Genomic DNA, 26317 nt, shown 5'->3' on the forward strand with positions numbered 1-26317 from the left:
GCTGGGACCGTGACCGACGCTCCACTGTCCGGACTCCTCACCGCCATCCTTCCCGACCCGGCGCTGCGCGGCGTGGTCGAGCGCGCCGGTGCGCCGCTGCTCGAATTGCAGGGCCCGATCGCCGCTCGCCAGCTCGTCGCGGCCGCCCTCGCCAGTGACGAGGGCGCGGCCAGGCCCGTGCTCGCCGTGACCGCCACCGGCCGCGAGGCCGACGAGCTGACCGCGTCGCTCGGCGCCCTGCTCGGCCGCGGCCGCGTCGCCGACTTCCCCTCCTGGGAGACCCTGCCGCACGAGCGGCTCTCGCCGCGCGCCGACACCGTCGGCCGCCGGCTCGAGGTCCTGCACCGGCTCAAGACCGGCGAGGACGACCTGCGGGTGGTCGTCGCGACCGTCCGCAGCCTGATCCAGCCGATGGCCCCCGGCCTCGGCTCGCTGAAGCCGATCGACCTCGTGGTCGGCGAGGAGCAGCCGTTCGAAGAGCTGCTCGAACGGCTCGTCGAGCTGGCCTACTCCCGCGTCGACATGGTCGAGAAGCGCGGCGAGTTCGCCGTGCGCGGCGGCATCCTCGACCTCTTCGGGCCGACCGCGCAGCACCCGGTCCGCGTCGAGTTCTGGGGCGACGAGGTCAGCGAGATCCGCGCGTTCGCCGTCTCCGACCAGCGGTCGCTGCCGGGCGAGATCGCGAGCGTGACCGCGCCGCCGTGCCGTGAGCTGCTGCTCACCGCGCCGGTCAAGGAGAAGGCCGCGGAGCTCGCGAAGACGTACGAAGCCGACGCCCACCTGGCCGAGATGCTCACCAAGCTCGCCGACGGCATCCCCGTCGAGGGCATGGAAGCGCTCATCCCGGTGCTCTGCGAAGACGAGCTGGAGCTGCTCACCGACGCGATGCCGGTGGGCTCGCACGTGCTGCTCACCGACCCGGAGAAGATCCGCGCCCGCGCCGCCGACCTGGTCCGCACCGGCCAGGAGTTCCTCGAGGCGTCCTGGACGACGGCCGCCGCGGGCGGCCAGGCCCCGATCGACCTCGGCGCGTCCGCCTACCGCGGCCTCGACGAGATCGCGTCCCACGCCCAGGACACCAAACGCGCCTGGTGGACGCTCACCCAGCTGACCAGCGAAGACCCCGACGTCTTCCGTGTTTCGGTCGAGGCTGCGCCGTCTTACCGCGGCGAGCTCGAACGCGCGACGACGGACTTGCGCGCGCACATCGCCTCGGGTGGTACGGCGGTGCTCGTCGTCGCCGGGCACGGCACGGCGACCCGCGCGGTCGAGCAGTTCTCGGCCGCCGACGTCCCGGCCGCCCTGGCGGGCGACGGGCTGAAGAGCGCGCCGGCGCCGGGGGTCGTCACGGTCACCTGCGGCGGCCTGACCGACGGCTTCCTCTCGCCCGAGCGTGCGCTGGTCGTGCTCACCGAGGCGGATCTGACCGGCCGCGGCGCGGGCGCCGGAACGTCCACAAAGGACCTGAACACCAAGATGCCGTCGCGGCGGCGCAACGCCGTCGACCCGCTGGCGCTGAAGAACGGCGACTACGTCGTCCACGAGCAGCACGGCATCGGCCGGTTCGTCGAGATGGTGCAGCGGACGGTCGCGGGCGCCACCCGCGAGTACCTCCTGCTGGAGTACGGCTCGTCCAAGCGCGGCCACCCCGGTGACCGCCTGTTCGTGCCGACCGACCAGCTCGACGAGGTGTCGAAGTACGTCGGCGGCGAGCTGCCGACGTTGAACAAGCTCGGCGGCTCCGACTGGAAGAACACCAAGGCGCGCGCCAAGAAGGCGGTCAAGGAGATCGCCGCCGAGCTGGTGCAGCTCTACGCCGCGCGCCAGGCCGCGCCCGGGCACGCGTTCGGGCCGGACACGCCGTGGCAGGGCGAGCTCGAGGACGCCTTCCCGTTCACCGAGACCAACGACCAGCTCGCCGCGATCGACGAGGTCAAGTCGGACATGCAGCGCGGCGTCCCGATGGACCGCGTCATCTGCGGCGACGTCGGCTACGGCAAGACGGAGATCGCCGTGCGCGCGGCGTTCAAGGCGGTGCAGGACGGCAAGCAGGTCGCGGTGCTCGTCCCGACGACGCTGCTCGCGCAGCAGCACCTGAGCACGTTCCACGAGCGGATGCGCTCGTTCCCGGTGACGATCAAGGGACTGTCCCGGTTCACGAACAAGCAGGAGTCGGACGTCATCCTCGAGCAGCTCGCGAGCGGCGAGGTCGACATCGTGATCGGCACGCACCGCCTGCTGCAGACCGGGATCCGCTACAAGGACCTGGGCCTGGTGATCGTCGACGAGGAGCAGCGCTTCGGCGTCGAGCACAAGGAACACATCAAGGCGCTGCGCACGCACGTCGACGTGCTCACGATGTCTGCCACGCCGATCCCGCGCACGCTCGAGATGTCGCTGGCCGGCATCCGCGAGATGTCGACGATCCTGACCCCGCCGGAGGACCGCCACCCGATCCTGACCTACGTCGGCGCGTACGACGACAAGCAGGTCGGCGCGGCGATCCGGCGCGAGCTGCTGCGCGACGGCCAGGTGTTCTACGTCCACAACCGCGTCTCGTCGATCGAGAAGGCCGCGCGGCACATCCGGGAGCTGGTGCCGGAGGCGCGGGTCGTCACCGCGCACGGGCAGATGAACGAGGAGAAGCTCGAAAAGATCATCCAGGGCTTCTGGGAGAACGAGTACGACGTCCTGGTCTGCACGACGATCGTCGAGACCGGGCTGGACATCTCGAACGCGAACACGCTCCTGGTCGAGCGCGGCGACCTGCTCGGGCTGGCGCAGCTGCACCAGCTGCGCGGCCGCGTCGGGCGAGGGCGCGAGCGCGGGTACGCGTACTTCCTGTACCCGCCGGAGGCGCCGCTCACGGAGACGGCGCACGACCGCCTCGCGACGATCGCCCAGAACACCGAGCTGGGCGCGGGCATGGCGGTCGCGATGAAGGACCTCGAGATCCGCGGCGCGGGCAACATCCTGGGCGCGGAGCAGTCGGGGCACATCGCGGGGGTCGGGTTCGACCTGTACGTGCGGCTGGTCGGCGAAGCGGTCGACGCGTTCCGGCGGCACGCGGGCGCCGAGCCGGCGGAGGACGAGGAGATGGCCGACGTCCGCGTCGACCTCCCGATCGACGCCCACATCCCGCACGACTACGTCCCGGGCGAGCGCCTCCGGCTGGAGGCGTACCGCAAGATCGCGGCGGCGCCGGACACCGAGGGCCTGGACGCGGTCCGCGAAGAGCTGATCGACCGCTACGGCCAGCCGCCGGCACCGGTGAACCGCCTGCTGGCGGTGGCCAAGTTCCGCCACACGTGCCGCGAGGCGGGCGTGACGGAGGTGGCGGTCCAGGGCAACACGATCCGCTTCGCACCGCTGCCGCTCGCGGACTCGCAGCTGGTGCGCCTGAAGAGGCTGTACCCGAAGGCGACGTTCAAGGCGGTGACGAACACGGTCTCGATCCCGAAACCGACGGAAGGCCCGGCGGGCGGCCGCATCGGAGCCCCGATGCTGCGCGACGACGAGCTGCTGGACTGGTGCACAAAGCTGTTGAACCAGCTGACGAAGAAGCCCGCGGCGGTGTAAAGCGGGGTGGACACCCTGCGCCACTTCGGGGGAACTCCCGTTGTGGCGCAGGGGTTTTCGGTCTTGGTGGCTTTACGTTCGCCCCATGAACATCCGTAGCAGGCAGTTGGGCGAGCGGCTGCTCCAGCGCATGACGGAGAAGGGCTGGGGCGTCCGCGAGATGTCGCGCCGCCTGGAGATGAGCGCGCAGTGGGTGTCGTCGGTGACGCGCGGGCTGCTCAGGCCGGATCCGGTGCAGCTGGCGCGGTTTCTGACGGTGCTCGGGGTCAGGGGAGCGGAGTACCGCGAGCTGATGGCCCTGGGGGACGAGATGCGCCGGCCCGGTCTCCTCGAGCAGCACGGTGACCGGTTGCCCGTTCAGGTGCAGACCCTCGTGCGGCACGAAGAGCGAGCTTCTGCGATCGCGGTTTTTCAAAGCTCGATCATCCCCGGCCTCCTGCAGAGCGCGGGCTATGCCCGCGCGCTCATCGTCGAGACCGGCAGTGTCCCCACCGCCGATGAAATCGACGAGCGGGTATTCGCTCGAACATCCCGGCAGGTCATCCTCGACAAGCGACCGCAGGTCGATTTTCGCTTCTTCCTCCACGAGTTCGCCCTGCGGCTGCCGATCGGCCGCGAAGACCGCGGGATCATGTCGACCCAGCTCACTCGGCTGTCAGAACTTTCCGACCGGCAGAACATCAGCATCCGTGTCGTGCCCGCCGCTCGCGGCGGCCATCCGGCCCTGTCCGGTCACTTCCAGCTGATCGAATCAGCCGAATTTCCGCCGCTCGTCTACCTCGACAGCGAGCTTTCCTCTCTCTTCCTCGAAGAACCGCACGAGATCCGCGCCTATCGGCGCGTGCTCGAAGGGCTCGGTCAGGCCGCGCTCGATGAGGCACAATCGAAGGAGTTCATCGCCGACCTGGCGAGCAGGCTCTACTCATCGGGGGCGGAACACGATGGTGACTTGGCGTAAGAGCAGCTACAGCGCCAATGGCGGTGACTGCGTCGAAGTCGCCCTCGATCGCGAAATCCTCGTCCGGGACACCAAAGACCGCACCGGCGGCACCCTCACCGCGTCCACCACGACCTGGCGCGAACTCCTCACCCGACTTCGCTGAACATCGGCGGCAAAGCCTCCGCCAACCCCATCTTCACCGACTCCACCGGCACCGGAACCGCCCCGGCTCCGGCCATCGGCAGCGGACGGGGCTTCCTCGGCATCCGTGATCCCGCGCCCCCACCACGCCCCGGGTACACGAGCAACCTCCGCGCCGGATCGGGCACCGCGTCCAAAGCCGCCGTAACGACCGGAAGTGCGCGAAACGCGTCGCGGCTTTCCTCGGACCTGAACTCGATCTCCAGCACCACACCCCAGCGGTGCTCGTGCCACACCCACTGCTCGGCGCCGTTGGTCAGTGCTGCTTCGGTGAGCGCGTCACCGCGGGCGAGCCGCCACAACGAAGCCGTGGACTCGCCATCGAAGACCTCGATGGTCAGCCAGTGGTCCATGCCGTCGAGATTACGCGCGCCCACACCGCACGGGTGTTGCGTTTCGGGTGCGATGGTGTGAGAGGGTATGCGCTGTGATGCGGATCATGGGGCGCCCTCGCGCGCTGGTCGCGGTTGTTGCCGGTGCTCTTCTGCTCGCCGGGTGCGGGTCGGGTCCGAGTCAGGTCGGCAGCGCCGTCATCGTCGGCGACCGCTCGGTCTCCCTCGACCAGGTCCAGTCGATGATCGACCAGGCCGTCCGCGAACAGCCGTACGCGCAGAAGCTCGCGGGTGAGCACAAGCTCGACCTGCTGGGCCGCGAGATCGTCAAGCAGACGGTGCTCCACGAGCTGGTCCTGCGGGCCGCGAAGCAGGAGAACCTCGTCGCGGACCAGGGGAAGATCGCGCAGCAGGCCGCGACGCAGACGAGCACCCCGGTCAAGGACACCGGCCAGGGTGACGCGGTCGCCGTGCCGCAGATCGTCGCGAACCTGCGTGACCGCACCGAGCGCGCCACCGACACCTACCTCGAGCAGCAGCTGGCGGCCAAGTACCTGCCGAAGCTGTCCGTCGGGGCGGACTACGTCGGCGTCAGCGCCACCAGTGAGAACGACCCCGAGGCCCGCACCCGCGCCTTCGACATCGCGAAGCAGTTCGCGGACGACCCGGGCAAGATCCAGGCCACCATCCAGCAGGCGAGCCAGGAGGCGCAGCAGGCCCAGCAGACGGGCGCGCCCGGCCCGGGCGGCTACTCCGACGCCGGCCTCACCGAGCTCTTCGGCGCTTCGCAGTACCTCTCGCTCGCGGAGACCGCGCTGTTCGGCTCGGCCGCGAACAGCGTCGTCGCGTTCCAGGCGCGGATGCCGGCCAAGCCGGACTGGTACGTCTTCGTCCTCCACACCCGCGGCACCACCCAGGCGCTGCCGGCCGACCAGGAGGCGCAGAAGCCGACGGACGACCAGCTGACCAGGATCGGCACCCGGCTGCTGCAGCCCTACCTCGGCGAGGGCGGCCTGCGCGTCAACCCCCGGTACGGCGTGTGGGATGTTGTGAGCATGAACCTCGCGCCGAACCAGGACGCCACCAAGGGCACCGTGCTGCCCCTGCGTGGTGGCGCACCCGCCCAGCGGTGAGCGCGGGCGTCGTCGTTGTCGTCCGCGGGGCGACCTTGCCCGGCGCGGCGCTGAAGATCCTGCGTGAGTCCACCGCGGTCTACGCGGCCACGGACGTCGACCCGGCTGCGTTCGGCGTCCCGGCCGTCACCGAGGCGCCTTCACTGGTGGACGTCGTGCTGCTGGCCGGCTCGCGGGACGAGCCCGCGGCGTCGCTGCTCATCGCGACCGGCGCGAAGGTCATCGAGACGCCGGTGCCGCCGCTGGTCGAGGCCGCCGACGTGATGGACCGGCTGCGCTCGCCCGGCGGCTGTCCCTGGGACGCGGTCCAGACGCACGACTCGCTGCGGCAGTACCTGGTCGAGGAGACCTACGAGCTGCTCGACGCCATCGAGGAAGGCGACCGCGAGGCGCTGCGCGAAGAGCTCGGCGACGTCCTGCTGCAGGTGCTCTTCCACGCCCGCGTCGCGGCCGAAGACCCCGAAGATCCCTTCAGCATCGATGACGTCGCGGGCGCGCTCGTCGCGAAGCTGGTCGGCCGGCACCCGCACGTCTTCGCCGACGCCGACCAGGTGCACACGGTCGAGCACCAGAACCTCAAGTGGGAAGAGCTGAAGCAGCAGGAGAAGCAGCGCAAGTCCATTGTGGACGGCGTCGCGCTCGGCCAGCCCGCGGTGGCGCTGGCCGGCAAGCTCGGCCAGCGGTCGGGGCGCGCGGGCATCCCGCTCGACCTCTTCCCGGCCGGGTCCGGCACGGCGCAGCAGCTGTTCCGCATCGCGGCGACGGCGCGTCGCGCGGGTGTCGACCCCGAAGGTGAGTTGCGGGCGCTGGCCAAGCAGTTCGCGAAGGACGTCCAGGCCGCCGAGCAGGCCGCGCGGGACGCCGGGCTGGAGCCGACGACCCTCGAGGCCGACGGCTGGCGGAAGTTCTGGCCCTCCCGTCCAGTGTGACGCAGCACACAATCGTGTGAGAACCGAATCCGATCACCCGGCGTCTTGCCTGGTGTGAGGAAGCAGCCACTGGAAGACGCCGACGAGGAGCACCTCGTCCGGCGCACGGCCAAGGGCGACCGCGCGGCGTTCGAGGAGCTCTACCGCCGCACGTCGCCCTGGCTCGCCGTGCGCCTGCGCCGTCGGTGCGCGGACGAGCAGGTCGTCGCCGAAGTGATGCAGGAGACGTACCTGGCCGTCTGGCGCGCGGCGGGCTCGTTCGCGGGGGCCTCGACCGGCGGCACGGCGGTCGGCTGGGTGTGGACGATCGCGGCCCGGCGGCTGGTCGACGCGTTCCGCCGGCGGGCGCACCACGCACAGCCGCCGCCGGAGGTCGTGTTCGAAGTGACTCCGGTGCCGGCGCTGGCGGCGGAAGACATCGCGCTGGCGGCGGCGGTGGGCGATGAGGTGGGGGACGCGTTGCGTGAGCTCGCGCCCGAACTGCGGGCGGTCCTGCAGGCGATGGTGCTCGACGGGCTGACCGTCCGCGAGACCGCCATGCTGCTCGGGCTGCCGGAAGGAACCGTCAAGACCCGCGCCCGGCGGGCGCGGATCGCGATGCGGGAGGCACTGTCATGACCCATGCGTCGGACCAGCTCATCGCCGGGTACGCCGCGGGCGACGAGCTTCCTGGCGACCAGCTGTGGGGGCTCGAGTCCCACCTCGAGACGTGCCGGGTGTGCCGGGGGCGGCTGGCCGAGGTGGCGCCCGTCCAGCCGGTGGTGGACCTCGTCTGGTCGCGGCTGCAGGTCGAGGTCGAGCTGCCGAGCGTCGCCGCGCACGCGCCGCCGCGGCGGGTCGTGCGGCCGGTGCGCCGCCGCTTCGGCCTGTGGCTCACGACCTGGGTCACGCCGGTGATGCTGCCGTGGCTGGGGATGATCGCGCTGGTCACGTTGCTCGCCGCGGTGTTCGACCACTTCGGGGAGTCGGTGGTGAACGTGACGGCGGTGCAGCTCTTCGCGCCGGTGCTGCCGGTGCTCGGGGTCGCCGCGGCGTGGGCGCGGGGGCTGGATCCTGCGTACGAGGTCGTCGTCGCGACCCCGCGCGCCGGGCTGTACCTGGTCGCGCGGCGGACGCTCGCCGTGCTGGTCGTCGTCCTGCCGGTGCTCGGCGTCGCCGGGTGGCTGACCGGCACGGCCTTCGCGCTCTGGCTGCTGCCGAGCCTGGCCTTCACTTCGGGGACGCTCGCGCTGGGCGGGCTGATCGGGGTCACCCGGGCGGCGTACGTCCTGGTCGCGGTGTGGGTCGCGGGGCTGGTGCTGCCGGCCCTCGCGGCCCGCGAGCAAACGTTTGCGCTCAGCTCCGGCGCGGTGCCGGTGTGGGCGGGGATCTTCGCGTTGACGACGGTGGTCGTCGCCCTGCACAAGGGCGCGTTCACCCGGCTCGGCGCGCGTTTCTAGGGAGGAAGAACATGCGTGCAGTCGGGGCCGCCGAGGTCGCGCCCACGGCCTACGCCTGGGAGATCCAGGCCGAGGGGCTGAAGGTGCGGGTGGGGCGGAAGAAGATGGCCGTGGACGGGCTGGACCTGTCGCTCGGCAAGGGGGTGCACGGCTTGCTCGGGCCCAACGGCGCGGGCAAGACGACACTGATCCGGGCGCTGGCGACGGTGCTGCGGCCGGCGGAAGGCCGGCTGTCGCTGCTCGGTGCGCCGGCCGGGGGGCACACCGGGCAGCGCGGTCTGCGCCGGCGGATCGGCTACCTGCCGCAGAACTTCGGGTTCTACAAGCGGTTCACCGTCCGGGAGTTCGTCGAGTACGTCGCGTGGCTGAAGGAGATGTCCAAAGAGGACATTCCGGGGGCGGTGCAGCGCGCGATCGAGCGGGTCGGGCTCGCCGACCGCGCGGACGACCGGATGAAGACGCTCTCGGGCGGCATGGTCCGGCGGGTGGGGATCGCGCAGGCGATCGTCAACGACCCGGACATCCTGCTACTGGACGAGCCGACGGCCGGCCTCGACCCGGCGCAGCGCGTGCGGTTCCGTGAGCTCGTGCAGGAGCTGGGTCGGGACGCGTGTGTGCTGATCTCGACCCACCTGGTCGAAGACGTCGGCACGGCGTGTTCCGACGTCGTCCTGTTCGCCGAGGGCAAGCTGGTGTTCCAGGGGACGCCGGGCGAGCTGGCCGAAGCGGGCACGGCGGCGCACGTGGGGGACAGCCCGATCGAGCGCGGGTATTCGGCGCTGCTGAACCACGAGCCGGGCAAGGGGGCCTGGTGATGATCCTGCGCATCGAACTGCGGCGCTCCATCGCGCCGTGGGCCGGGCTGGCGCTGCTCGTCGTCGCACTCGGCTTCCTGTTCCTGCTGCCCGGGCCGTGGTGGAAGGCGCCGGCGTCGTGGACGGCCAACACCACGACCACGGCGTTGTGGCTGCGGTTCCTGCTGGTGTTCCTGTGGCCGATCGCCGTCGGCGCCGGGGCGATCCAGGGCATGCGCGACAGCCGTTCCGGCATGGTCGAGCTGCTGGCGACGACGTCACGGCCGGGCTGGCACCGGGCGATCCGGCTGGCCGGCGCGGTGGGGGCGGTGAGCGCGCTCGGGTTCCTGCTGGTGTTCGGCGTCGGCGTGGGGGAGGTGCTCGGGCACGGCGGGTACGTCTCGGTGAGCTTCCTGCCGGTGGTCCTGGTCGGCCTGCTCGCCGTCGTGGCGGGGAGCTGGGTGGGCCTGGCGGCCGGCCGGCTGCTGCCGCACCCGCTGACCGCGCCCGCGCTGGCCGTGGTGACGCTGGTGGTGTCCATGCTGGGCTGGGCGTCGCTGGAATCGGGCCTGTCGTTGTCGTACAGCCGGCTCGGGCTGTTGTCGCCGGCCCTCGGGCAGCCGCGGGGCGCGCTGGTGACCACGTCGGCTTCGGCGGATCTAGGGCAGGCCGCGTGGTTCGTCGGGCTGGCCGTGACGGGATTCCTGCTGCTGGCGGCGAACTCCGTTCGGGCCCGGTTGCTGGGCCTGCTGCCGGTGGTGGCCGGGGCGGCGATCGCCCTGCCGGTCTTCCCGGCGTCCGCCGCCGGGCTTCTGGCGCCCGACGGCATCGCCGCGCAGAAGCTCTGCGACGGGCCGATCTGCGTCAGCCGGGCGCACGAGGAGAGGCTGGCCGCGCTGGCCGGACCCGGCCGGGAGGCGCTGGCCATGTTGGCGAAGCTGCCCGGCGCGCCGACGCGGATCGAGGAGCAGACCGGGCCGACGCCGGTGTTCGACCCGCCCGCTCGCGATCCCGGGGTCGTCTACCTGGACTTCCAGCTCAACGAGGTCCTGCTCACGGCGAACGCGGACGACCTGCGGCTCGCGGTGCTGTCCGGTGCCGGGCTGCCTTCGTGCGACCACCCGTACGGCGGCAGCCTGGCCGATCTGGGCGCCCGGATGATCGCGGCGGCGTATTTCACCGGTGAGCTGAAGCCGTTGCCGGAGTTCGCCGCGCACTGGATCCTCCAGGAGCCCGGCACGGTCGATCGCGCGTGGGCGACTTTCCGGGCGTTGCCGCCGGAGGTGCAGTTCGCCCGGATGGTCGCGCTGCGCCAGGTGCTTCTGACCTGCCAGGGCGACCCGCTCGACGCGCTGGTGCCGGGGGCCTCGCGATGAGGTGGGTGACGCTCTACGCGCGGTCGCGCCAGGTCCCGGCGGCGTTCACGGCCCTGGTCCTGGCAACGGCGGGCCTGTGGTTCCTGGCGCGCGGCTCGTGGTCGCCGGTGCCGGTCGTGCTGACGCTGACGGCGGGCATCGCGGTGGCCGCGATCGGCCTGAGCGGCCAGGACCCGGACCTCGACCGCACGGCGGCGCTCCCGTGGCCGGTCCGCCGGTTCGCGCACCTGGTCCTGATCGGCCTCGCGGCCGGCGGCGCGGTCCTGGTGGTCCAGCAGCTCGGCCCGCTGGTTGTCGACTTGTCGATCATCCTGCGCGACGCGGCGGGCCTGCTGGGCCTGGCCGGCCTGGCGGCCACGGCAGCGGGCGGCCAGTTCGGCTGGACGCTCCCGCTCCTGTGGGCGTCGATCACCCCGTTCGTCCAGGACGACGGCTCGGCGACCAGCCACATCGTGGGCTGGATGCTCCAACCCCCGAACTCGCCGGCGGCAACCTGGACAGCAGCAATTCTGGCAATCACGGGCACGGCAACGTACACAGCCTGGGGCGGCCGCCGCTGACCGGGCCCGGAGGGGAATCACGCGTGTCTGGAGGGGAATCACGCGTGATTGCCGGGGCATTACCCGTGTCTGGAGGGGTATCGGAGGTGATGCCCGCTCAGTCACGCGTGATGCCCCGCTGATCACGCGAGATGCCTGCTCAAGCACGCGTGATGCCCGGTTGAGCGGTGGGGTGCGGGTGGCTCAGCCGGAACCTGCCGCGCGGCGCGGAAGGGGAGACCGGCCCCGCCACCTCAGACGTCGCGGATGTTCGTCTCCAGCTCCAGCGGCTCCCGGTCCCAGTCCTCGACGCCGAACGCGAGGATCCGGGCCGGGTGGATGCGGATCACGGCGTCGTCGAAGTGGTTGTCCGGGAGGTTGACGCCGGTCAGCGCCTCGGCGCGGCCGCGGATCTCCAGGCACCGCACCCGCCACGGGTTGGTCGACGGCAGGTCGTCGACGACGAACGCGACCTGGGCGTCGGTCGCCAGGTTGCGGAACTTCTTGCTGGTGCTCAGGTTGTGCCCGGTGACGTCGATCGTCTTCGCGTCCGGGTTGTACCGGAAGCCGACCGGGTTGACCTGCAGGGTTCCGTTCGGCTGCCGGGTCGCCAGCCGGCCCAGCGGCTGGGCTTCGAGGTACGCGAGCTCTGCTTCGGTGAACATGCGCACCAGCTTTCTACTTCAAGCGAGCTTGAAGTCAAGCGAACGGGCCGCCGAACGCGCGCTCGGTGAACCGGTCGGCGATCCGGCGGTGGGCCGCCGGGCCCGGGTGCAGCTCGTCCGGCAGCGGGAACTCGGCGAAGTCGGCCTCGCCGTACAGCACGCGGCCGTCCAGGTAGTGCAGGTCCGGGTCCTGCCGCTGCGCGACGACGCGCGCCAGCTCGTCGCGGACCACCTCGAGCGTCAGCTTCCCCGCCGCGACCTCGGCCGGGTCGCCGGTCGCCCGGAACCGCACCTCGCCCGCGGCCAGCGCCTCGTGGTCGAAGTCGCCGGGGCCGGGCGTCTGCTCGTGGATCGGGCACAGCAGCGGCGACACGACCAGCAGCGGCGCCGACGGGTGGCCCTCGCGGATCGTGTCGAGGAACCCGTGCACCGCCGGGCCGAACGCGCGCACGCGCATCAGGTCCGCGTTGACGACGTTGATGCCGAGCTTCACGCTGACCAGGTCGGCCGGGGTGTCCCGCAGCGCACGGGCCGTGAACGGGTCGAGCAGCGCGTTCCCGCTGAAACCCAGGTTGACCAGCTCGACGCCGGCCGCGAGCGCGGCCAGCGCGGTCCAGGTCCCCGACGGGCTGGTGGCGTTCGAACCCTGGCTGATCGAGCTGCCGTGGTGCAGCCAGACCCGCCCGTGCGGCGGTGCGGGCGTCACCGGGGCGTCCGTCCGCAACGCGACCAGCTCCGTGATCTCGTTGTGCGGCAACCAGATCTCAACGTCTTTGTCGTGCCCGGGCAGGCCGGGGAACCGCACGCCGCCGGGCACGATCGCCTGGGCGGCGAGCTTGCCGTCGACCAGCAGGTCGTAAACGCCGTCGGGGCGCGGCGGGGCGCCCGGGTACTCGATCTTCGTCGCCAGCGTCTCGAGCTCGACAACCGTGGCGCGCGTCCGGAACCGCAGGCGGACGCCGGCCGGCTGCGTGTCGGCCATCGCCAGGCGCGGGTCGGTGTTCTGCGCGCGGGCCCGGGCGGGTAGCCGGTGCGGCGTCAGGCCGCGCTCGGTGCGCTCCAGTTCGAGGGCGCCGCGGACGAGGTCGGTGGTGAGGGGTGTGGTGATCATGCCGAAGGCCAATCGTGGAGAAGGGAGTCGAGGACGTCGAGGAGCCGGGCCCAGCTCTCCGCCGAGGCGGGCGAGCTGTGGTCGAAGCCGCCCTGCCCTTCGAGGGTGACGAACCCGTGGAAGAAGCTGCCGAGCAGCCGGACGGCGTGCGTCTCGTCCGGCCCGGTCAGGGCGTAGCCGCGCAGGATCGCGCGCATCATCTGCGAATGCCGGACACCGGCGCTCGCGGCGGCGGCCTCCGGGTCGAGCCGGAACTGCGCGGCGGCGTAACGGCCCGGGTGCTCGCGGGCGTAGTCGCGGTAGACGTCGGCAAAGGCGACGAGCGCGTCCCGCCCGGCGCGGCCCGCGAGCGCGACGGCCGCCCGGTCGGCGAGCTCCTCCAGCGCGAGAAGCGCGATCTTCGTCCGCAGGTCGTGGGCGTTCTTGACGTGCGAATACAGGCTCGCGACCTTGACGTCGAACCGCCGCGCCAGCTCCGACGGCGTCACCTGCTCGAAGCCGAGCTCGTCGGCGAGCTCCGCCCCGGCGCGCACCACGCGTTCCGTGGTCAGACCGGCACGAACCATAACTACACCTCCTGTTGGCTAAAGGAAGTGTAGATCAACCTAACAGCTTTAGGCAAACAGCGCGTCGCCCCAGTAGCCGGTCGGCGAAACACCCGGCGGGACCGCGAAGTGCGCGGACCCCGTGTGCTGCACGTACTCCATCATCGCGTCCTTCGACGACAGCGCCTGCTGCATCGGGACGTACTGCGCGCGGGTGTCCCGGTTGAACGCCAGGAAGAACAGCCCCGCCTCGAGGTGGCCGACGCCGTCGGAGCCGTCGACGAAGTTGTAGCCGCGGCGCAGGATCCGGACGCCGTTCAGCGCCTGGTGCGAGGCCAGCCGGACGTGCGCGTCGTCGGCGATCACCTTCTCGCCGCCCGCGCCGCCGACGTCGAGGTCGAGCTCGTCGAACTCCGCGGTCTGGCCCAGCGGGGCGCCGGTGCCCTTCGTGCGGCCGACGATCTGCTGCTGGCCGTCGAGCGTCTCGCGGTCCCACGTCTCGATGTGCATCCGGATCCGGCGCGCGACCAGGTAGCTGCCGCCGGCCATCCACGCCGGGCCGTCGCCGGCCTGGGTCCACACCTGGTCGCGCAGAAAGTCGGTGTCCTCGGACTTGATGTTGTTCGTGCCGTCCTTGAACCCGAACAGGTTCCGCGGTGTCTGCTGCGCGCGCGACGTCGACGAGCTGCGGCCGAAGCCGAGCTGCGACCAGCGGACCTCGGTGACGCCGAAGCCGAGCCGCACCAGGTTGCGCACCGCGTGCACCGCGACCTGCGGGTCGTCCGCGCACGCCTGGATGCACAGGTCACCGCCGCTGCGGGCCGGGTCGAGCTTGTCCTTCGGGAACAGCGGCAGGTCGATCAGCTGCGCCGGCCGCTTGCCCGCGAGGCCGAAGCGGCCGTCGAACAGCGACGGCCCGAAGCCGATGGTCAGCGTCAGGTGCGACGCCGGCAGGTCGAGCGCCTCGCCGGTGTCACCGGGCGGGGCGAACTCGCCGCCGCCGACCGCGCCGTTCGCGACGACCTCCTGGCCCGCCGTCATCCGGCGGGCCGCGTCGGTCCACGTCTTGAGCAGCTGCCGCAGCTTTTCGCGGTCCTTTGTCGTGACGTCCAAGGCCGCAAAGTGCAGGTTCGCCTGGGTCGGCGTGGTGATGCCGGCCTGGTGCTCACCGTGGAAGTCGACAGTGCTCACCGACGCCTCGGCGTTGCCACTGGTCGCTTTGTCGATCCCGATGCCCGCCGCGGCCCCGGCCCCGGCGAGCGCGACACCCGCTCCCGCCAGGCCGAAAAGCTTCCGGCGGGAGACCCGGGTGCCGTCTTCGGTCACTTGGACACAACCTCCGCGACCTTGCTCAGCGGCTCGCTCAGGGCGTCGACGGCCGAGGCGAACTCCTTGATCTGGTCCTGCGACAGCTCGTTGTACAGCTTGAAGCCGTCGCCGACGCGCGTCTTGTCCAGCAGGCCCTGCACGTTCGCGAACTCCTTGTCCAAAGTGGACACGAGCGCGGCGTCCCGCTCCTGCAACAGCGGCCGCAGCGAGGCGATCGCGCCCTTCGAACCGTCCACGTTGGCCTGGAAGTCCCACAGGTCGGTGTGCGAGAAGGTCTCCTCCTCGCCGGTGATCTTGCCGGTCGCGACCTCGTCGAGCAGGCCCTTCGCGCCGTTCGCCAGGTCGAGCGCGTTCAGCTCGAGCGTCTTCGACTTCGCGACCAGGTCCTTGACGTCGGTCAGCAGCTTGTCGGCGATCTTCGGGCTGTCGGCCTGCAGGCCGGAGACGTACAGGTCCTTCTCGAGCCGGTGGAAGCCGGTGAACTGCTGGCCCGGCTCGAGGTCGGCCTCGCGGACGTCGATGGCCGGGTCGAGGTCGCCGAACTTCTCGGCGACCGGCTCGATGCGCTCGTAGTAGATGCGAGTGCGCGCGTACGCGGCCTTCGCCTCGTCGACCTTGCCGCCCTTGACGAGGTCGACGAACTTCCCCGTCTCCTCCTCCAGCGCGGCGGTGTTGTTCGCGACGTAGTCGGCGTAGCTCTTGGTGGCATTCGCCTTCTGGGCGTTGGCGTCGGCCTGCTTCGGCGCGCCGCCGGTGATCGTGAAGTCGCCGCGGATGCCGTTGCCGGCCATGCCCGGCTTGCACGCCGTCTGGTACTTGCCCGCGTCGGACGCCTCGACGATCAGGCGCCGGTTGAGCCCGGGCGCGATGTTCTCGACCTCGCCCATGATCCGGTCACCCTCGGCGTAGAGGTAGAACTCGGTGACCTTGGTGCCCTTGTTGGTGATCTCGAAGGTCACGTTGCCCGCGGCCGCCGTGTTCACCGAGACGGTGCACGCCGTGTCGGAGGCCTCGACCTTGATCGGGCCGCCGGCGGCGGCGTTCTCGGTGCCGCCGCCCGAGCTGTCGCACGCGGCCAGCGTCACCAGGGCGGCGGCGCCGGCCAGCACGGCCAGCGGGGTTCTGGGGGACTTGCGCACGGTCACTCCTTCGAGGCGACCGCGGCGGCGGGCGCCGGCGCGGTCTTCTTGCTGGGCTTGAGGAAAAGGGGCAGCACGATGACGACGTAGGCGACCCACGCGATGGCCTGCAGCACGGTCGTCTGCTGCGAGTAGTTGAAGATGCCCTTGAGCAGGGCGCCGTACCAGGACGTCTCGGGCAGCGCGGCCGAAGCGTCGAACGCGAGGGTGTTGATGCCGGGCAGGAAGGCGGCTTCCTGGAGGTCGTGCAGGCCGTAACCGAGCACGCCCGCGGCGACGAACACCAGCAGCACGCCGGTGATCGTGAAGAACTTGCCCAGGTTGAACCGGACGGCGCCCTTGTAGAGCAGCCAGGCCAGCACCACGGCGGCGAGGATGCCGATGGCGAAGCCGATCAGCGGCTGCACCGTGTCCGACTGCGCGGTCTGGACGGCGGAGTAGAAGAACACCGCGGTTTCGAGGCCCTCACGCCCGACCGCGAGGAACGACAGCAGCAGCACGGCCATCGGGCCGACGTCGAGCGCGTCGTCCATCTTCCCGCGCAGCTCGGCGGCGATGCTCTTCGACGCCTTGCGCATCCAGAAGATCATCGCCGTCACGAACACGACCGCGACGATCGACAGGCTCCCGCCGAGCAGCTCCTGGTGCTCGAACGACAGCTGGGCGGTCGTGTAGGTGAGGACCGCGCCGACGGCGACCGAGAGCAGCACCGCGGCGCCGACGCCCGGCCACACCCAGCGCAGCGCGTGCCGCCGGTCGGTCTTCACCAGGAACGCGACGAGGATGCTGACGACCAGCGCGGCCTCCAGGCCTTCGCGCAGCCCGATCAGCGCACTCGAAAACAACACGTTCCCGCCTCCAGGTTTTTCGTGGGCCCGTGAAGTTTTTAGGTAAGGCTCACCTGTAAGTCCAGCGAGGGAACGCGCCGTCGCGTGCCAGAACCCGACAAAAGGGACGGCAGAACTAAGTTAGGTTAGGGTAACCGCAGGTCAGGGCGCTGCGCGTCGACTCGATAACAAAATTTGTGACTTCGCAGGCAGCCGGCCTGTTTTTACCCTCCGCTTGCCTGGTCAGCCAGCCGATGGTCCCCCTTGAGTGGCTCCGTAACCTGTTCGGGTGGCCGATACCGCTCAGCCGACCGTCACACCTCCGCACTCGCCCCCGGGCGGCCCGCCACGGCGCTATCTCGGCCGGGTGGCCCTCGCGCTGGGGCTGGTGGTCACCGGTGTGGTCCTCGTGGTCACCATCGGTGTCCGGAACCCGGACGCGCCGGCCGAGGCACCGCCCGCGCAGCCCGCGCTCGCCATCCCGGAGCAGCGCCCGCAGCCGGGCGCCGAGTCGCCGCGGGCCGGGCTCGCCGCGCCGGTCGACCGGCCGGCCGTGTCCGACCAGACGGAGCTGGACGCGTGGGCGGCCCGCGTCGCGGACAAGACGCACGTCCCGGGGCGCGTGCTCGCCGCGTACGGCCGGGCGGAGATGTGGATGCAGCGGCAAAAACCGACGTGTCACCTCTCCTGGGCGACGCTCGCGGGCATCGGCCGCGTCGAGACCGGGCGCGGGGAGTTCGACCTCTCGGCCATCCGCCCGGACGGCCGGCTCGTGAAGCCGGTCGTCGGCCCGCCGCTGGACGGCTCACCCGGCGTCCCGGCGGTGCACGACAGCGACGGCGGCAAGCTCGACGGCGACAAGTCGTGGGACCACGCGATCGGGCCGCTGCAGTTCCTGCCCTCGACGTGGAAGAAGTACCAGGAGCGCGCCAACGGCGACGGCGGCACGCCCGACCCCCAGAACATCGACGACGCGGCCTTCACGGCGGCGCGCTACCTCTGCTCGGGCAGCGACGACCTCGGCACCCCGGCCGGCTGGTGGCGTTCGATCCTGTTCTACAACCAGGGCGTGGCGTACGGCCAGGACGTCTTCAGCGCGGCGGACGCCTACGCGGAGGCGAGCGTCGCGCCCTGAGTCAGCTCTCCCGGTCGGCGAAGAACGGCGTCACGGCCATCAGGACGAGCAGCAGCAACCCGGCGTAGGCGCCCAGCGTGGCGAAGATCGACATTTCGGTTCCTCCCTGTTTCGGTCTGGAACCAGCTTCGCCCGCGAAGGGGGTGCCGCGGATCGGCCGAGGGGCCCGGAGAGGTCGGCCGAAAGTCTGATCTCGCGCGGGCCGTTCGGCCCTGGCCGGGCGCCGTCAGGACTCGCGCAGCGCGATGCGCGCCTTGACCTCGCTGGTCGCCTCGAGGTACTCCGGCACCGGGTTCATCGCCGACGCCATCCGCATCTGGGCCAGCGCCTCGACGAACCGGCCGAGCCGCTGCAGGGTGCGGCCGAGGATGAACCGGGCGTAGTGGTCCGTCGGGTCCAGCTCGACCACCCGGGTCAGTGCCTGCTCGGCCCGCCGCAGCTGCGCGGAGTGGAAGTACGCGCGCCCGGCCAGGAGGTGGACCGACGGTTTGTCCGTCTCGGACTCCAGGAGGGGCTGCAGCACCTTCAGCGCGTCGAGCGGACGACGGCGGCCGACCAGATCCTCCGCCTGGCGGAAGGCATGGAACCGCGACTCTTCGGGAGGCTGCGAAGCAGCTGCGGCGTCCGTCATGGTCACCCCGATATTACCCCGGAGGAGGGGCTGGCACACGCCGCCGATCGGGACGTGGTGGACTGTCTCGCCATGAGCAGCGGGTACCGGGGCCTGGCGCCCTACCTCTACTACGCCGACGCCACGGCGGCGCTCGCCTGGCTGACCAGGGTCTTCGGGTTCACCGAAGACGTCCGGTTCTGCGACGCGGCGGGCGAGGTCTTCCAGGCGACGCTGCGCGCGGGCGACGCGCGGATCCAGATCGCGGGCGTCGGGCCGGACTACTGGCAGGCCAAGGGGGTCGAGGGCCCGGTCGGCCAGCTCAACATCCTCTACGTCGACGACGTCGACGCCGACTACGAGCGGATCGCCGCCGCGCTCGGCGACGAGGCCGAGCTCGAGCCGCCGCAGGACCAGCCCTACGGCGCGCGCGTCTTCACCGTCGCCGACCTCGGCGGCAACAGCTGGACGTTCTGGCAGCAGACGTCCGAGACCGTCGAGCTGCCGCCCGGCTGGCAGGCGATCCGCACCGACGGGTGAGTGACCGGCCGTGCCTCCAACGGGTGAACTGCGGCGACGGCTAGGCTGGGCGCGTCACCACCGCCGACGTTCGCTTTCCCGCGGAGGCGGCATCCAGCACAGGCACGACGCACCGAGGAGCATGGCGTGGCTCTCATCGAGCAGGTAGGCGCGCGCGAGATTCTGGACTCGCGCGGCAACCCGACCGTCGAGGTGGAGGTGGCTCTCGACGACGGCACCCTGGCGCGGGCCGCCGTCCCGTCGGGCGCGTCCACCGGCGAACACGAGGCGGTCGAACTCCGCGACGGCGACACCGGCCGCTACAACGGCAAGGGCGTCGAGCGCGCGGTCGCCGCGGTGCTCGACGAGATCGGCCCCGAGATGGTCGGCATCGAAGCCGTCGACCAGCGGATCGTCGACCAGAAGCTGGTCGACCTCGACGGCACGCCGGCGAAGTCCCGCCTTGGCGCGAACGCCATCCTCGGCGTCTCGCTGGCCGTCGCGAAGGCCGCCGCCGAGTCGGCCGAGCTGGAGCTCTTCCGCTACCTGGGCGGGCCGAACGCGCACGTGCTGCCGGTCCCGATGCTGAACATCCTCAACGGCGGTTCGCACGCGGACAGCAACGTCGACGTCCAGGAGTTCATGATCGCGCCGATCGGCGCCGAGACCTTCCGCGAGGCCCTGCGCTGGGGCACCGAGGTCTACCACTCGCTGAAGTCGGTGCTGAAGGGCCGCGGCCTTTCGACCGGTCTGGGCGACGAAGGCGGCTTCGCGCCGAACCTCGGCAACAACCGCGAGGCGCTCGACCTGATCGTCCAGGCCATCGAGAAGGCCGGGTACGCCCCGGGCCGTGACGTCGCGCTCGCGCTCGACGTCGCCGCGACGGAGTTCTTCGCCGACGGCGCGTACACCTTCGAAGGCAGCAAGAAGAGCGCCGAGCAGATGTCCGCGTACTACGGCGAGCTGCTGGCGAACTACCCGCTCGTGTCCATCGAGGACCCGCTGAGCGAGGACGACTGGGACGGCTGGGTCACGATGACCGCCGAGGTCGGCGACAAGGTCCAGATCGTCGGCGACGACCTGTTCGTCACCAACCCGGACCGCCTGGAGGAGGGCATCACCCGCCGCGCCGCCAACGCGCTGCTGGTGAAGGTCAACCAGATCGGCACCCTGTCCGAGACGCTCGACGCGATCTCGCTGGCGACGTCGTTCGGCTACAAGTCGATGATGAGCCACCGTTCCGGCGAGACCGAGGACACGTTCATCGCGGACCTGGCGGTCGCCACCGGCGTCGGCCAGATCAAGACCGGCGCCCCGGCCCGCGGCGAGCGGATCGCCAAGTACAACCAGCTGCTGCGCATCGAGGAGACCCTCGGAGACGCGGCCCGGTACGCCGGCGAGCTGGCCTTCCCGCGGTTCACCGCCGAGGCCTGATCGCCGATGGCGGACCGGGGGAGGACAACGCGCAACCGTCGTAGTGGCGGTGGGGCTTCGCGGGCCGGTGGGCCCGCGCGGCCTCGCCGTCCCGAAGCGGCGCGCGCCGGCAACCCGGGCTCCCGGCCGCCCCGGCCCGCGGACGGCACGGCGGCCGCCCGGCGCCGCACCGGCGACGCGGAGACGACCAGGGCCCGGTTGCGCCGGGGCCTGGCGGCGAAGCGCGCGTCCGGTGCGGCGAAGGTGCTCGGCATGTCCACCACCCGCCGCGCGGCGGTGGTGGCGATCGTGGTGTGCGCGCTGGCGTTCACCATCGCCGTGCCCCTGCGCACGTACCTCTCCCAGCGGACCGAGGTCCGCGAACAGCAGGCGCAGCAAGCGCAGCTGCAGCAGCAGGTCGCTCAGCTCCAAGGCCGCAAGGCGGAGCTGAGCGATCCCGCGCAGATCGAGGCGGAGGCCCGGCGGCGGCTTCGGTACGTCAAGCCGGGCGAGACGCCGTACATCGTCCAGCTGCCCGAGGACAAGGCCCCGGACGCGGCGCCGCAGCAGGGACAGCAGCAGGTGGCCAACGGCTCCTGGTACGAGAACCTCTGGAACCAGGTCTCCGGCGGCTGAGCTCGAACGCCCCAATGTGGCCTTGGTTGCGTTGAACGCACCGAAGGGGCCCTTGGGTGCGTTCAACGCACCGAAGGCCACATTGGGGCGCTTGGGGCGCGGAGCCGGGGCGCGCTTAACCTGGAGCGCGTGAACAGCACGCAGCAGCACGCCTTCGAGCCCGTCACCGACGCCGACCGCGAGACCATCGCGGAGCAGCTCGGACGGCCGCCGCGAGCGCTGCGCGCCGTCGCCGCGCGGTGCCCGAGCGGGCACCCCTCCGTCGTGCAGACCAGCCCGCGGCTGGAGAACGGCACGCCGTTCCCGACGCTCTACTACCTCACCTGCCCGAAGCTGAACTCGATGATCGGCACGATCGAGGCGTCCGGGCTGATGAAGGAGATGACCGAGCGGCTCACCACCGATCCCGAGCTCGCCGCGCAGTACCAGCGCACGCACGAGACCTACCTCGCCGAGCGCGACGCGATCGAGCCGCTCGGGCACCAGGTCACCGCCGGGGGCATGCCCGGGCGCGTCAAGTGCCTGCACGTGCACGTCGCCCACTCGCTTGCGGTCGGCCCAGGTGTGAATCCGTTCGGTGACGAGACGCTGGAGCTGCTTAAGGCGAACGGGTGGCCCTCGGGAGACTGTGCCGAGTAACGCTCGCGGGCGGTAAACAGATAACTGGTCTGGGTGAGCGAAAACCCCGGTCCGGGAAGATCCCGACTCCCGAAGGGGTGAAACCGCGCCCCGGGTACGGCAGGCTGTCACCCGAGGGTGTGACCGATCCGCCAGGAGGGCTTCGAGTTATGCGTGTGCGGCGACTGCCTGACGCAGTCGGGAGCTACACCCGAAGATTCGGGATCCGCCACCGCACCGCGTACCCGCTGATCACCGGCATCCTCGCCGTGGTCCCCGCGCTGGTCGCCGGCGGTGGCACCCTCGGCTGGCTCGGCGGGAGCGGTGACCACACCCGCGACGCCGCGCTCGGCCAGGGGTACGACCCCGGCAACGCCGCCCTCCAGCAGATCGCCGTCGACGGCACCCTCCCCGGCGCGCCCAGCCCGCTGCCGCTCCCCGCGTACGAGCTCCCCGACGGCCCGCTCGGCATCCCGGCCACCGCGCTCGCCGCGTACAAGAACGCCGCCGACGTCCTCGGCCGCGAGCAGCCCGCCTGCCACATCGACTGGGCCCTGATCGCCAGCATCGGCCGCATCGAGTCCAACCACGCGCGCGGCGGTTACGTCGACGCCGCGGGCACCACCCGCGAGCCGATCCTCGGCCCGGAGCTCAACGGCCAGGGCGGCTTCGCCGCGATCCCGGACACCGACCAGGGCCTGCTCGACACGGACCCGGTGTGGGACCGCGCGGTCGGCCCGACGCAGTTCATCCCGGCGACGTGGAAGGGCTACGCCTCCGACGGCAACGGCGACGGCAAGTCCGACCCCAACAACATCTTCGACGCGGCGCTGGCCACCGGCCGCTACCTGTGCTCCGGCGGCTTCGACCTCGCGAACCCGGACCAGCTGCGCGGCGCGATCTACCGCTACAACAACTCCGACACGTACGTGAACACGGTGATCCTGTGGGCGGAGGCCTACCGCAACGGGATCATGCAGGTGCCGGACAGCACCGTCCCGGTCGGCGCGCCGAACGCCGCGCTGGCCCCGGCGCCGCCCGCGATCCCGCCGCCCCCGACGCCGACGACCACGCCGAGCGCACCGCCGTCCACCACGCCGGGCGGTTCGACGACGACCACCAAGACCACGCCGTCCTGCGCGCCGCCGAAGACCACGACTACCACGACGACCGAGATCTCGACGACGACCACGCCGTCGCCGACACCGCCGTCGACCGGCCAGACGACGACCCCGTCACCGACCACGACCCCGACTCCGTCCTGCGGGGCGACGGTCACCTCAACGGTCACGACGACGACCACCACGACCACCACCGCGGTGACCCCGGCCGCTCCGTAGCTTTCACGTGAAAGCTACGGGTTAGGGTGATCGGCATGCCTCGTGTTGCCGCGATCGACTGTGGGACCAACTCCATCCGCCTGCTCGTCGCCGAGCTGACGCCGCGCCACGACGGCACGGTCGACCTGCGCGACCTGCACCGCGAGATGCGGATCGTCCGGCTCGGCCAGGGTGTCGACGCCACCGGCGAGCTCGCTCCCGAAGCGCTGGAGCGGACGAGGGCCGCGCTCGCCGACTACACCGTCGCGGCCCGGCGCAAGGGCGCCGAGAAGGTGCGCATGGTCGCCACCTCCGCGACGCGCGACGCGAAGAACCGCGACGACTTCTTCCGCATGACCCGCGAGACCCTCGGCGTCGAGGCCGAAGTGATCAGCGGCGACGAAGAGGCGCGGCTGTCGTTCACCGGCGCCGTCGGGGAGCAGGACCCGGACGACGGCCCGTTCGTCGTGGTCGACGTCGGCGGCGGCTCGACCGAGCTCGTCCTCGGCACCTGGGACGGCCGGAAGGCCGAGGTGCTCGCCGCGAAGTCCGTCGACATCGGCTGCGTCCGGATCACCGAGCGCGCGCTGAAGAGCGACCCGCCGACCGCCGAGGAGATCGCCGCGGCCCGTGACCTCGCCGGCAAGGTCCTGACCGAGGCGTTCGACGTCGTGGACGTCGCGCGCGCTCGCACGTGGGTGGGTGTCGCCGGCACGGTGACGACGCTGTCGGCGATCGCGCTGGGGCTGCCGGAGTACGACAGCGAGCGCGTCCACCTGTCGAAGCTGGGCCCGGCGGACATCGACCGGCTCGCGTCGGAGCTGCTGCACGCCGACCACGCCACCCGCGCCGCGAACCCGGTGATCCACCCGGGCCGCGTCGACGTCATCGGCGGCGGCGCGGTGGTGGTCCAGACCCTCGCCGAGCAGCTCGCGGCCCGCGGCGGCCCGACCGAGCTGGTGATCAGCGAGCACGACATCCTCGACGGCATCGCCCTCTCCCTCGCGTGAGCGGGCCCGGAACTCACGTGACTGGGGCCGGAACTCACGTGACTGGGGCCGTAACTCGCGAGTTACGGCTCTGATCACGCGAGTTCCGGCTTCGATCACGCGAGTTACGGGCCGGATCACGGGAGGTCCGGTTTCGGCCACGGCCACCCCTTGACAAGCTTCGGCACAAGCCCTTTCGGACATCCGAAAGGGCTTGTGCCACAACGGAATCCGCCGCCAACCCTCGGTGAGCGGGCGATGACCAGGTGTCCGCGCTGGGCCGTCCGGCGTATCCGGTTTCCTACGTTGGTTGTACTCCAACCAGGTGGTCCTGACGACCGTCACACATTTGCAACACCGCAGTCCTGTGATCAGCTTCACCGCCCCCGATAGCGTGCGTCTCACCTTTCGGACAGACGGAGATGGAGGGGATCATGCGTCGTTCGCGCAGGCTCTGGGGACCCACGGTGGTGATGACCTCGCTGGCGCTCGTGCTGGCCGCGTGCGGCGGCGGGTCGGGCAGCTCCGCGGGCGCCGGCGAGACGGACCCGGACGGCACGGTCAGCGTCTACGGCACCGAGCCGCAGAACGCGCTGGTCCCGACCAACATCAACGACCTCGGCGGCACCAAGGCGATCCAGGTCATGTTCGCCACGCTGGTCGGCTTCAAGGGCGCGGACGCCAAGCCGTTCAACCTGATGGCCGACTCGATCACGACGACCGACTCCAAGGTCTACGACATCAAGATCAAGCAGGGCTGGAAGTTCCACGACGGCACCGAGGTGAAGGCGCACAACTTCATCGACGCCTGGAACTACGGCGCGTACGCGCCCAACGGCCAGCTCAACACGGACTTCTTCTCGAACATCCAGGGGTACAAGGACGTCCACCCCGAGGACAAGAACGCCAAGCCGGCCACCGACAAGATGTCCGGCCTGGTGCAGAAGAGCGACTACGAGTTCACGGTCACGCTCGACGCGCCGTTCTCGGTGTTCGACATCAAGGTCGGCTACCAGGCTTTCGCGCCGCTGCCGGACGCGTTCTTCAAGGACCCCAAGGGCTTCGAGCAGCACCCGATCGGCAACGGCCCGATGAAGTTCGTCTCGCGGACGCCGAACCAGGACATCAAGCTCACCCGCAACGACGACTACAAGGGTGACGACAAGGTCCACTTCAAGGACCTCGACATCAAGATCTACTCCAGCCAGGAGACCGCCTACCAGGACCTGCTGAGCGGGCGCCTCGACTTCATGGAGGCGCTGCCGCCGTCGGCGGTCGCGGGCGGCAAGTACAAGGCCGACCTGGGCGACCGCCTGGTCACCGGGCACCTGCTCGGGGTCAGCACCATCGCCGTGCCGTACTACGTGCCCGGCTACGACAACCTCGAGCTGCGCAAGGCCGTCTCGATGGCGATCGACCGCGCGCAGATCACCAAGACCGTCATGAACGACACCTACGTCCCGCTGGACGGGTACGTCGCCCAGGGCATCACCGGCGCCCGCTCCGGCGTCTGCCAGTTCTGCAAGTTCGACCCGGCGGCGGCCAAGGAAGCCTTCGCGAAGTCCGGCTTCAAGGGCAAGCTGACCATCGCGTCCAACGCGGACGGCGGCCGCAAGGAACCGCTGACCGCCGCGTGCAACAGCATCAAGAACACCCTCGGCGTCGAGTGCGACTTCGTGCCGGCCACCGACTTCGGCCAGTGGCGCAGCATCGTGACCGGCAAGAAGCTCACCGGCATGGGCCGCTCGGACTGGTCGGCGGACTACCCGTCCATCGAGGACTTCCTCAACCCGATCTACAAGACCGGCGGGTCCTCGAACGACTCGTCGTACTCGAACCCGCAGGTCGACGCCCTCCTCGCGCAGGCCGACGGCACGGCCGACAAGGACGCCGCGGTCAAGCTGTACCAGCAGGCCGAGGACCTGATCGCGAAGGACCTGCCGTCGATCCCGGTGTGGGACGAGCTGGGCGTCTCGGCGAAGTCGAAGAACCTCAAGTCCGCGGCCCTCGACTTCCGCCGGATGCCGGACTACCCGTCCATCGAGGTCCTGAAGAAGTGACGCGCTGACCTGCCGCACCCACCACCACGCCGGGGGGGGGGGGGGGGGGGGGGGGGGGGGGGGGGGGAGGGGGGGAGAGGGGGGGGGGGGGGGGGGGAAGTCCAGAGATTCGCCGTGCTCTTGCGGCGCTGTCCCCCACT

The 26317-nt window shown here is 71.1% G+C and carries 26 protein-coding genes; 18 read left to right on the forward strand and 8 right to left on the reverse strand.

What is annotated here, in order from left to right; genetic code table 11:
• The first annotated feature begins 24 nt into the window (after positions 1-24).
• The 3 genes from mfd to ACZ61C_RS03720 all read left to right on the forward strand — a co-directional run bounded on the left by mfd (position 25) and on the right by ACZ61C_RS03720 (position 4682).
• Positions 25-3579: a transcription-repair coupling factor gene (gene mfd, locus ACZ61C_RS03710; protein ID WP_465302780.1), complete on the forward strand. Its 3555-nt coding sequence runs from the start codon at positions 25-27 to the stop codon at positions 3577-3579.
• Positions 3580-3664: 85 nt separating this feature from the next.
• Entirely contained in the window at positions 3665-4537 is an 873-nt protein-coding gene (locus ACZ61C_RS03715; RefSeq protein ID WP_465302437.1) for a helix-turn-helix domain-containing protein, read from the forward strand.
• Complete coding sequence (locus ACZ61C_RS03720) at positions 4521-4682, forward strand: DUF397 domain-containing protein (RefSeq protein WP_465302439.1); 162 nt, start codon at positions 4521-4523, stop codon at positions 4680-4682. The genes ACZ61C_RS03715 and ACZ61C_RS03720 overlap by 17 nt, the downstream gene beginning before the upstream one ends.
• Here ACZ61C_RS03720 and ACZ61C_RS03725 read toward each other — a convergent pair.
• Entirely contained in the window at positions 4666-5073 is a 408-nt protein-coding gene (locus tag ACZ61C_RS03725; RefSeq protein ID WP_465302441.1) for a hypothetical protein, read from the reverse strand. The genes ACZ61C_RS03720 and ACZ61C_RS03725 overlap by 17 nt on opposite strands.
• A gap of 86 nt (positions 5074-5159) precedes the next feature.
• Between ACZ61C_RS03725 and ACZ61C_RS03730 the strand changes: the two genes are divergently transcribed.
• Genes ACZ61C_RS03730 through ACZ61C_RS03760 form a run of 7 tightly spaced genes read left to right on the forward strand, consistent with a single transcriptional unit; the run spans position 5160 to position 11283 of the window.
• Positions 5160-6185, forward strand: a complete 1026-nt coding sequence (locus tag ACZ61C_RS03730) for a hypothetical protein (protein WP_465302443.1) — start codon at positions 5160-5162, stop codon at positions 6183-6185.
• A complete protein-coding gene (locus ACZ61C_RS03735; protein ID WP_465302445.1) occupies positions 6182-7114 on the forward strand; it encodes a nucleoside triphosphate pyrophosphohydrolase in 933 nt (310 codons plus the stop codon). Before ACZ61C_RS03730 ends, ACZ61C_RS03735 begins: the two co-directional genes overlap by 4 nt.
• Positions 7115-7168: 54 nt before the next feature.
• Positions 7169-7732, forward strand: a complete 564-nt coding sequence (locus tag ACZ61C_RS03740; protein WP_465302447.1) for an RNA polymerase sigma factor — start codon at positions 7169-7171, stop codon at positions 7730-7732.
• The gene (locus ACZ61C_RS03745; RefSeq protein WP_465302449.1) at positions 7729-8553 is read left to right on the forward strand and encodes a zf-HC2 domain-containing protein; all 825 of its coding nucleotides are present in this window, start codon (positions 7729-7731) and stop codon (positions 8551-8553) included. The genes ACZ61C_RS03740 and ACZ61C_RS03745 overlap by 4 nt, the downstream gene beginning before the upstream one ends.
• An 11-nt stretch (positions 8554-8564) precedes the next feature.
• Positions 8565-9368, forward strand: coding sequence for an ABC transporter ATP-binding protein (locus ACZ61C_RS03750; RefSeq protein ID WP_465302451.1), 804 nt, complete (start codon positions 8565-8567; stop codon positions 9366-9368).
• The gene (locus ACZ61C_RS03755) at positions 9368-10723 is read left to right on the forward strand and encodes a hypothetical protein (protein WP_465302453.1); all 1356 of its coding nucleotides are present in this window, start codon (positions 9368-9370) and stop codon (positions 10721-10723) included. Before ACZ61C_RS03750 ends, ACZ61C_RS03755 begins: the two co-directional genes overlap by 1 nt.
• Entirely contained in the window at positions 10720-11283 is a 564-nt protein-coding gene (locus tag ACZ61C_RS03760; protein ID WP_465302455.1) for a hypothetical protein, read from the forward strand. Before ACZ61C_RS03755 ends, ACZ61C_RS03760 begins: the two co-directional genes overlap by 4 nt.
• Before the next feature lie 233 nt (positions 11284-11516).
• Here ACZ61C_RS03760 and ACZ61C_RS03765 read toward each other — a convergent pair whose 3' ends face one another.
• The 6 genes from ACZ61C_RS03765 to efeU are packed head-to-tail and all read right to left on the reverse strand — an operon-like array spanning position 11517 to position 16899.
• A complete protein-coding gene (locus ACZ61C_RS03765) occupies positions 11517-11927 on the reverse strand; it encodes a PPOX class F420-dependent oxidoreductase (RefSeq protein WP_465302457.1) in 411 nt (136 codons plus the stop codon).
• A 34-nt stretch (positions 11928-11961) separates the two neighbouring features.
• Positions 11962-13038: a GDSL-type esterase/lipase family protein gene (locus tag ACZ61C_RS03770; protein WP_465302459.1), complete on the reverse strand. Its 1077-nt coding sequence runs from the start codon at positions 13036-13038 to the stop codon at positions 11962-11964.
• Entirely contained in the window at positions 13035-13604 is a 570-nt protein-coding gene (locus ACZ61C_RS03775; RefSeq protein WP_465302461.1) for a TetR/AcrR family transcriptional regulator, read from the reverse strand. The genes ACZ61C_RS03770 and ACZ61C_RS03775 overlap by 4 nt, the downstream gene beginning before the upstream one ends.
• Before the next feature lie 48 nt (positions 13605-13652).
• Positions 13653-14909 (reverse strand): iron uptake transporter deferrochelatase/peroxidase subunit, encoded by a 1257-nt coding sequence (efeB, locus tag ACZ61C_RS03780; RefSeq protein ID WP_465302463.1) that lies wholly within the window; start codon positions 14907-14909, stop codon positions 13653-13655.
• Positions 14906-16057 (reverse strand): iron uptake system protein EfeO, encoded by a 1152-nt coding sequence (gene efeO / locus ACZ61C_RS03785; protein ID WP_465302465.1) that lies wholly within the window; start codon positions 16055-16057, stop codon positions 14906-14908. The genes efeB and efeO overlap by 4 nt, the downstream gene beginning before the upstream one ends.
• Positions 16054-16899, reverse strand: a complete 846-nt coding sequence (gene efeU / locus ACZ61C_RS03790) for an iron uptake transporter permease EfeU (protein WP_465302467.1) — start codon at positions 16897-16899, stop codon at positions 16054-16056. The genes efeO and efeU overlap by 4 nt, the downstream gene beginning before the upstream one ends.
• Before the next feature lie 367 nt (positions 16900-17266).
• Between efeU and ACZ61C_RS03795 the strand changes: the two genes are divergently transcribed.
• Positions 17267-18013: a lysozyme family protein gene (locus ACZ61C_RS03795; RefSeq protein ID WP_465302782.1), complete on the forward strand. Its 747-nt coding sequence runs from the start codon at positions 17267-17269 to the stop codon at positions 18011-18013.
• A gap of 226 nt (positions 18014-18239) precedes the next feature.
• Here the strand turns inward: ACZ61C_RS03795 and ACZ61C_RS03800 are convergent, their stop codons facing one another.
• Positions 18240-18644 (reverse strand): tetratricopeptide repeat protein, encoded by a 405-nt coding sequence (locus ACZ61C_RS03800; protein ID WP_465302469.1) that lies wholly within the window; start codon positions 18642-18644, stop codon positions 18240-18242.
• 72 nt (positions 18645-18716) lie between these two features.
• Here ACZ61C_RS03800 and ACZ61C_RS03805 point away from each other — a divergent pair, with 72 nt between their 5' ends.
• From ACZ61C_RS03805 to ACZ61C_RS03835, 7 genes are all read left to right on the forward strand, one after another.
• Positions 18717-19163 carry a VOC family protein gene (locus ACZ61C_RS03805; protein WP_465302471.1) on the forward strand — a complete coding sequence of 149 codons (447 nt, stop codon included), beginning with the start codon at positions 18717-18719 and terminating at the stop codon, positions 19161-19163.
• A gap of 126 nt (positions 19164-19289) precedes the next feature.
• Positions 19290-20576, forward strand: coding sequence for a phosphopyruvate hydratase (gene eno / locus ACZ61C_RS03810; RefSeq protein WP_465302473.1), 1287 nt, complete (start codon positions 19290-19292; stop codon positions 20574-20576).
• A 252-nt stretch (positions 20577-20828) separates the two neighbouring features.
• A complete protein-coding gene (locus ACZ61C_RS03815; RefSeq protein WP_465302475.1) occupies positions 20829-21191 on the forward strand; it encodes an FtsB family cell division protein in 363 nt (120 codons plus the stop codon).
• 129 nt (positions 21192-21320) lie between these two features.
• Positions 21321-21830 carry a DUF501 domain-containing protein gene (locus ACZ61C_RS03820; protein WP_465302477.1) on the forward strand — a complete coding sequence of 170 codons (510 nt, stop codon included), beginning with the start codon at positions 21321-21323 and terminating at the stop codon, positions 21828-21830.
• Between the two features lie 149 nt (positions 21831-21979).
• Positions 21980-23149 carry a lytic transglycosylase domain-containing protein gene (locus tag ACZ61C_RS03825; protein ID WP_465302479.1) on the forward strand — a complete coding sequence of 390 codons (1170 nt, stop codon included), beginning with the start codon at positions 21980-21982 and terminating at the stop codon, positions 23147-23149.
• 35 nt (positions 23150-23184) lie between these two features.
• Entirely contained in the window at positions 23185-24138 is a 954-nt protein-coding gene (locus ACZ61C_RS03830; protein WP_465302481.1) for a Ppx/GppA phosphatase family protein, read from the forward strand.
• 413 nt (positions 24139-24551) lie between these two features.
• Positions 24552-26177, forward strand: coding sequence for a peptide ABC transporter substrate-binding protein (locus tag ACZ61C_RS03835; protein ID WP_465302483.1), 1626 nt, complete (start codon positions 24552-24554; stop codon positions 26175-26177).
• Positions 26178-26317: the final 140 nt, after the last annotated feature.

It is taken from the genome of Amycolatopsis sp. NPDC104587 (assembly GCF_055583645.1).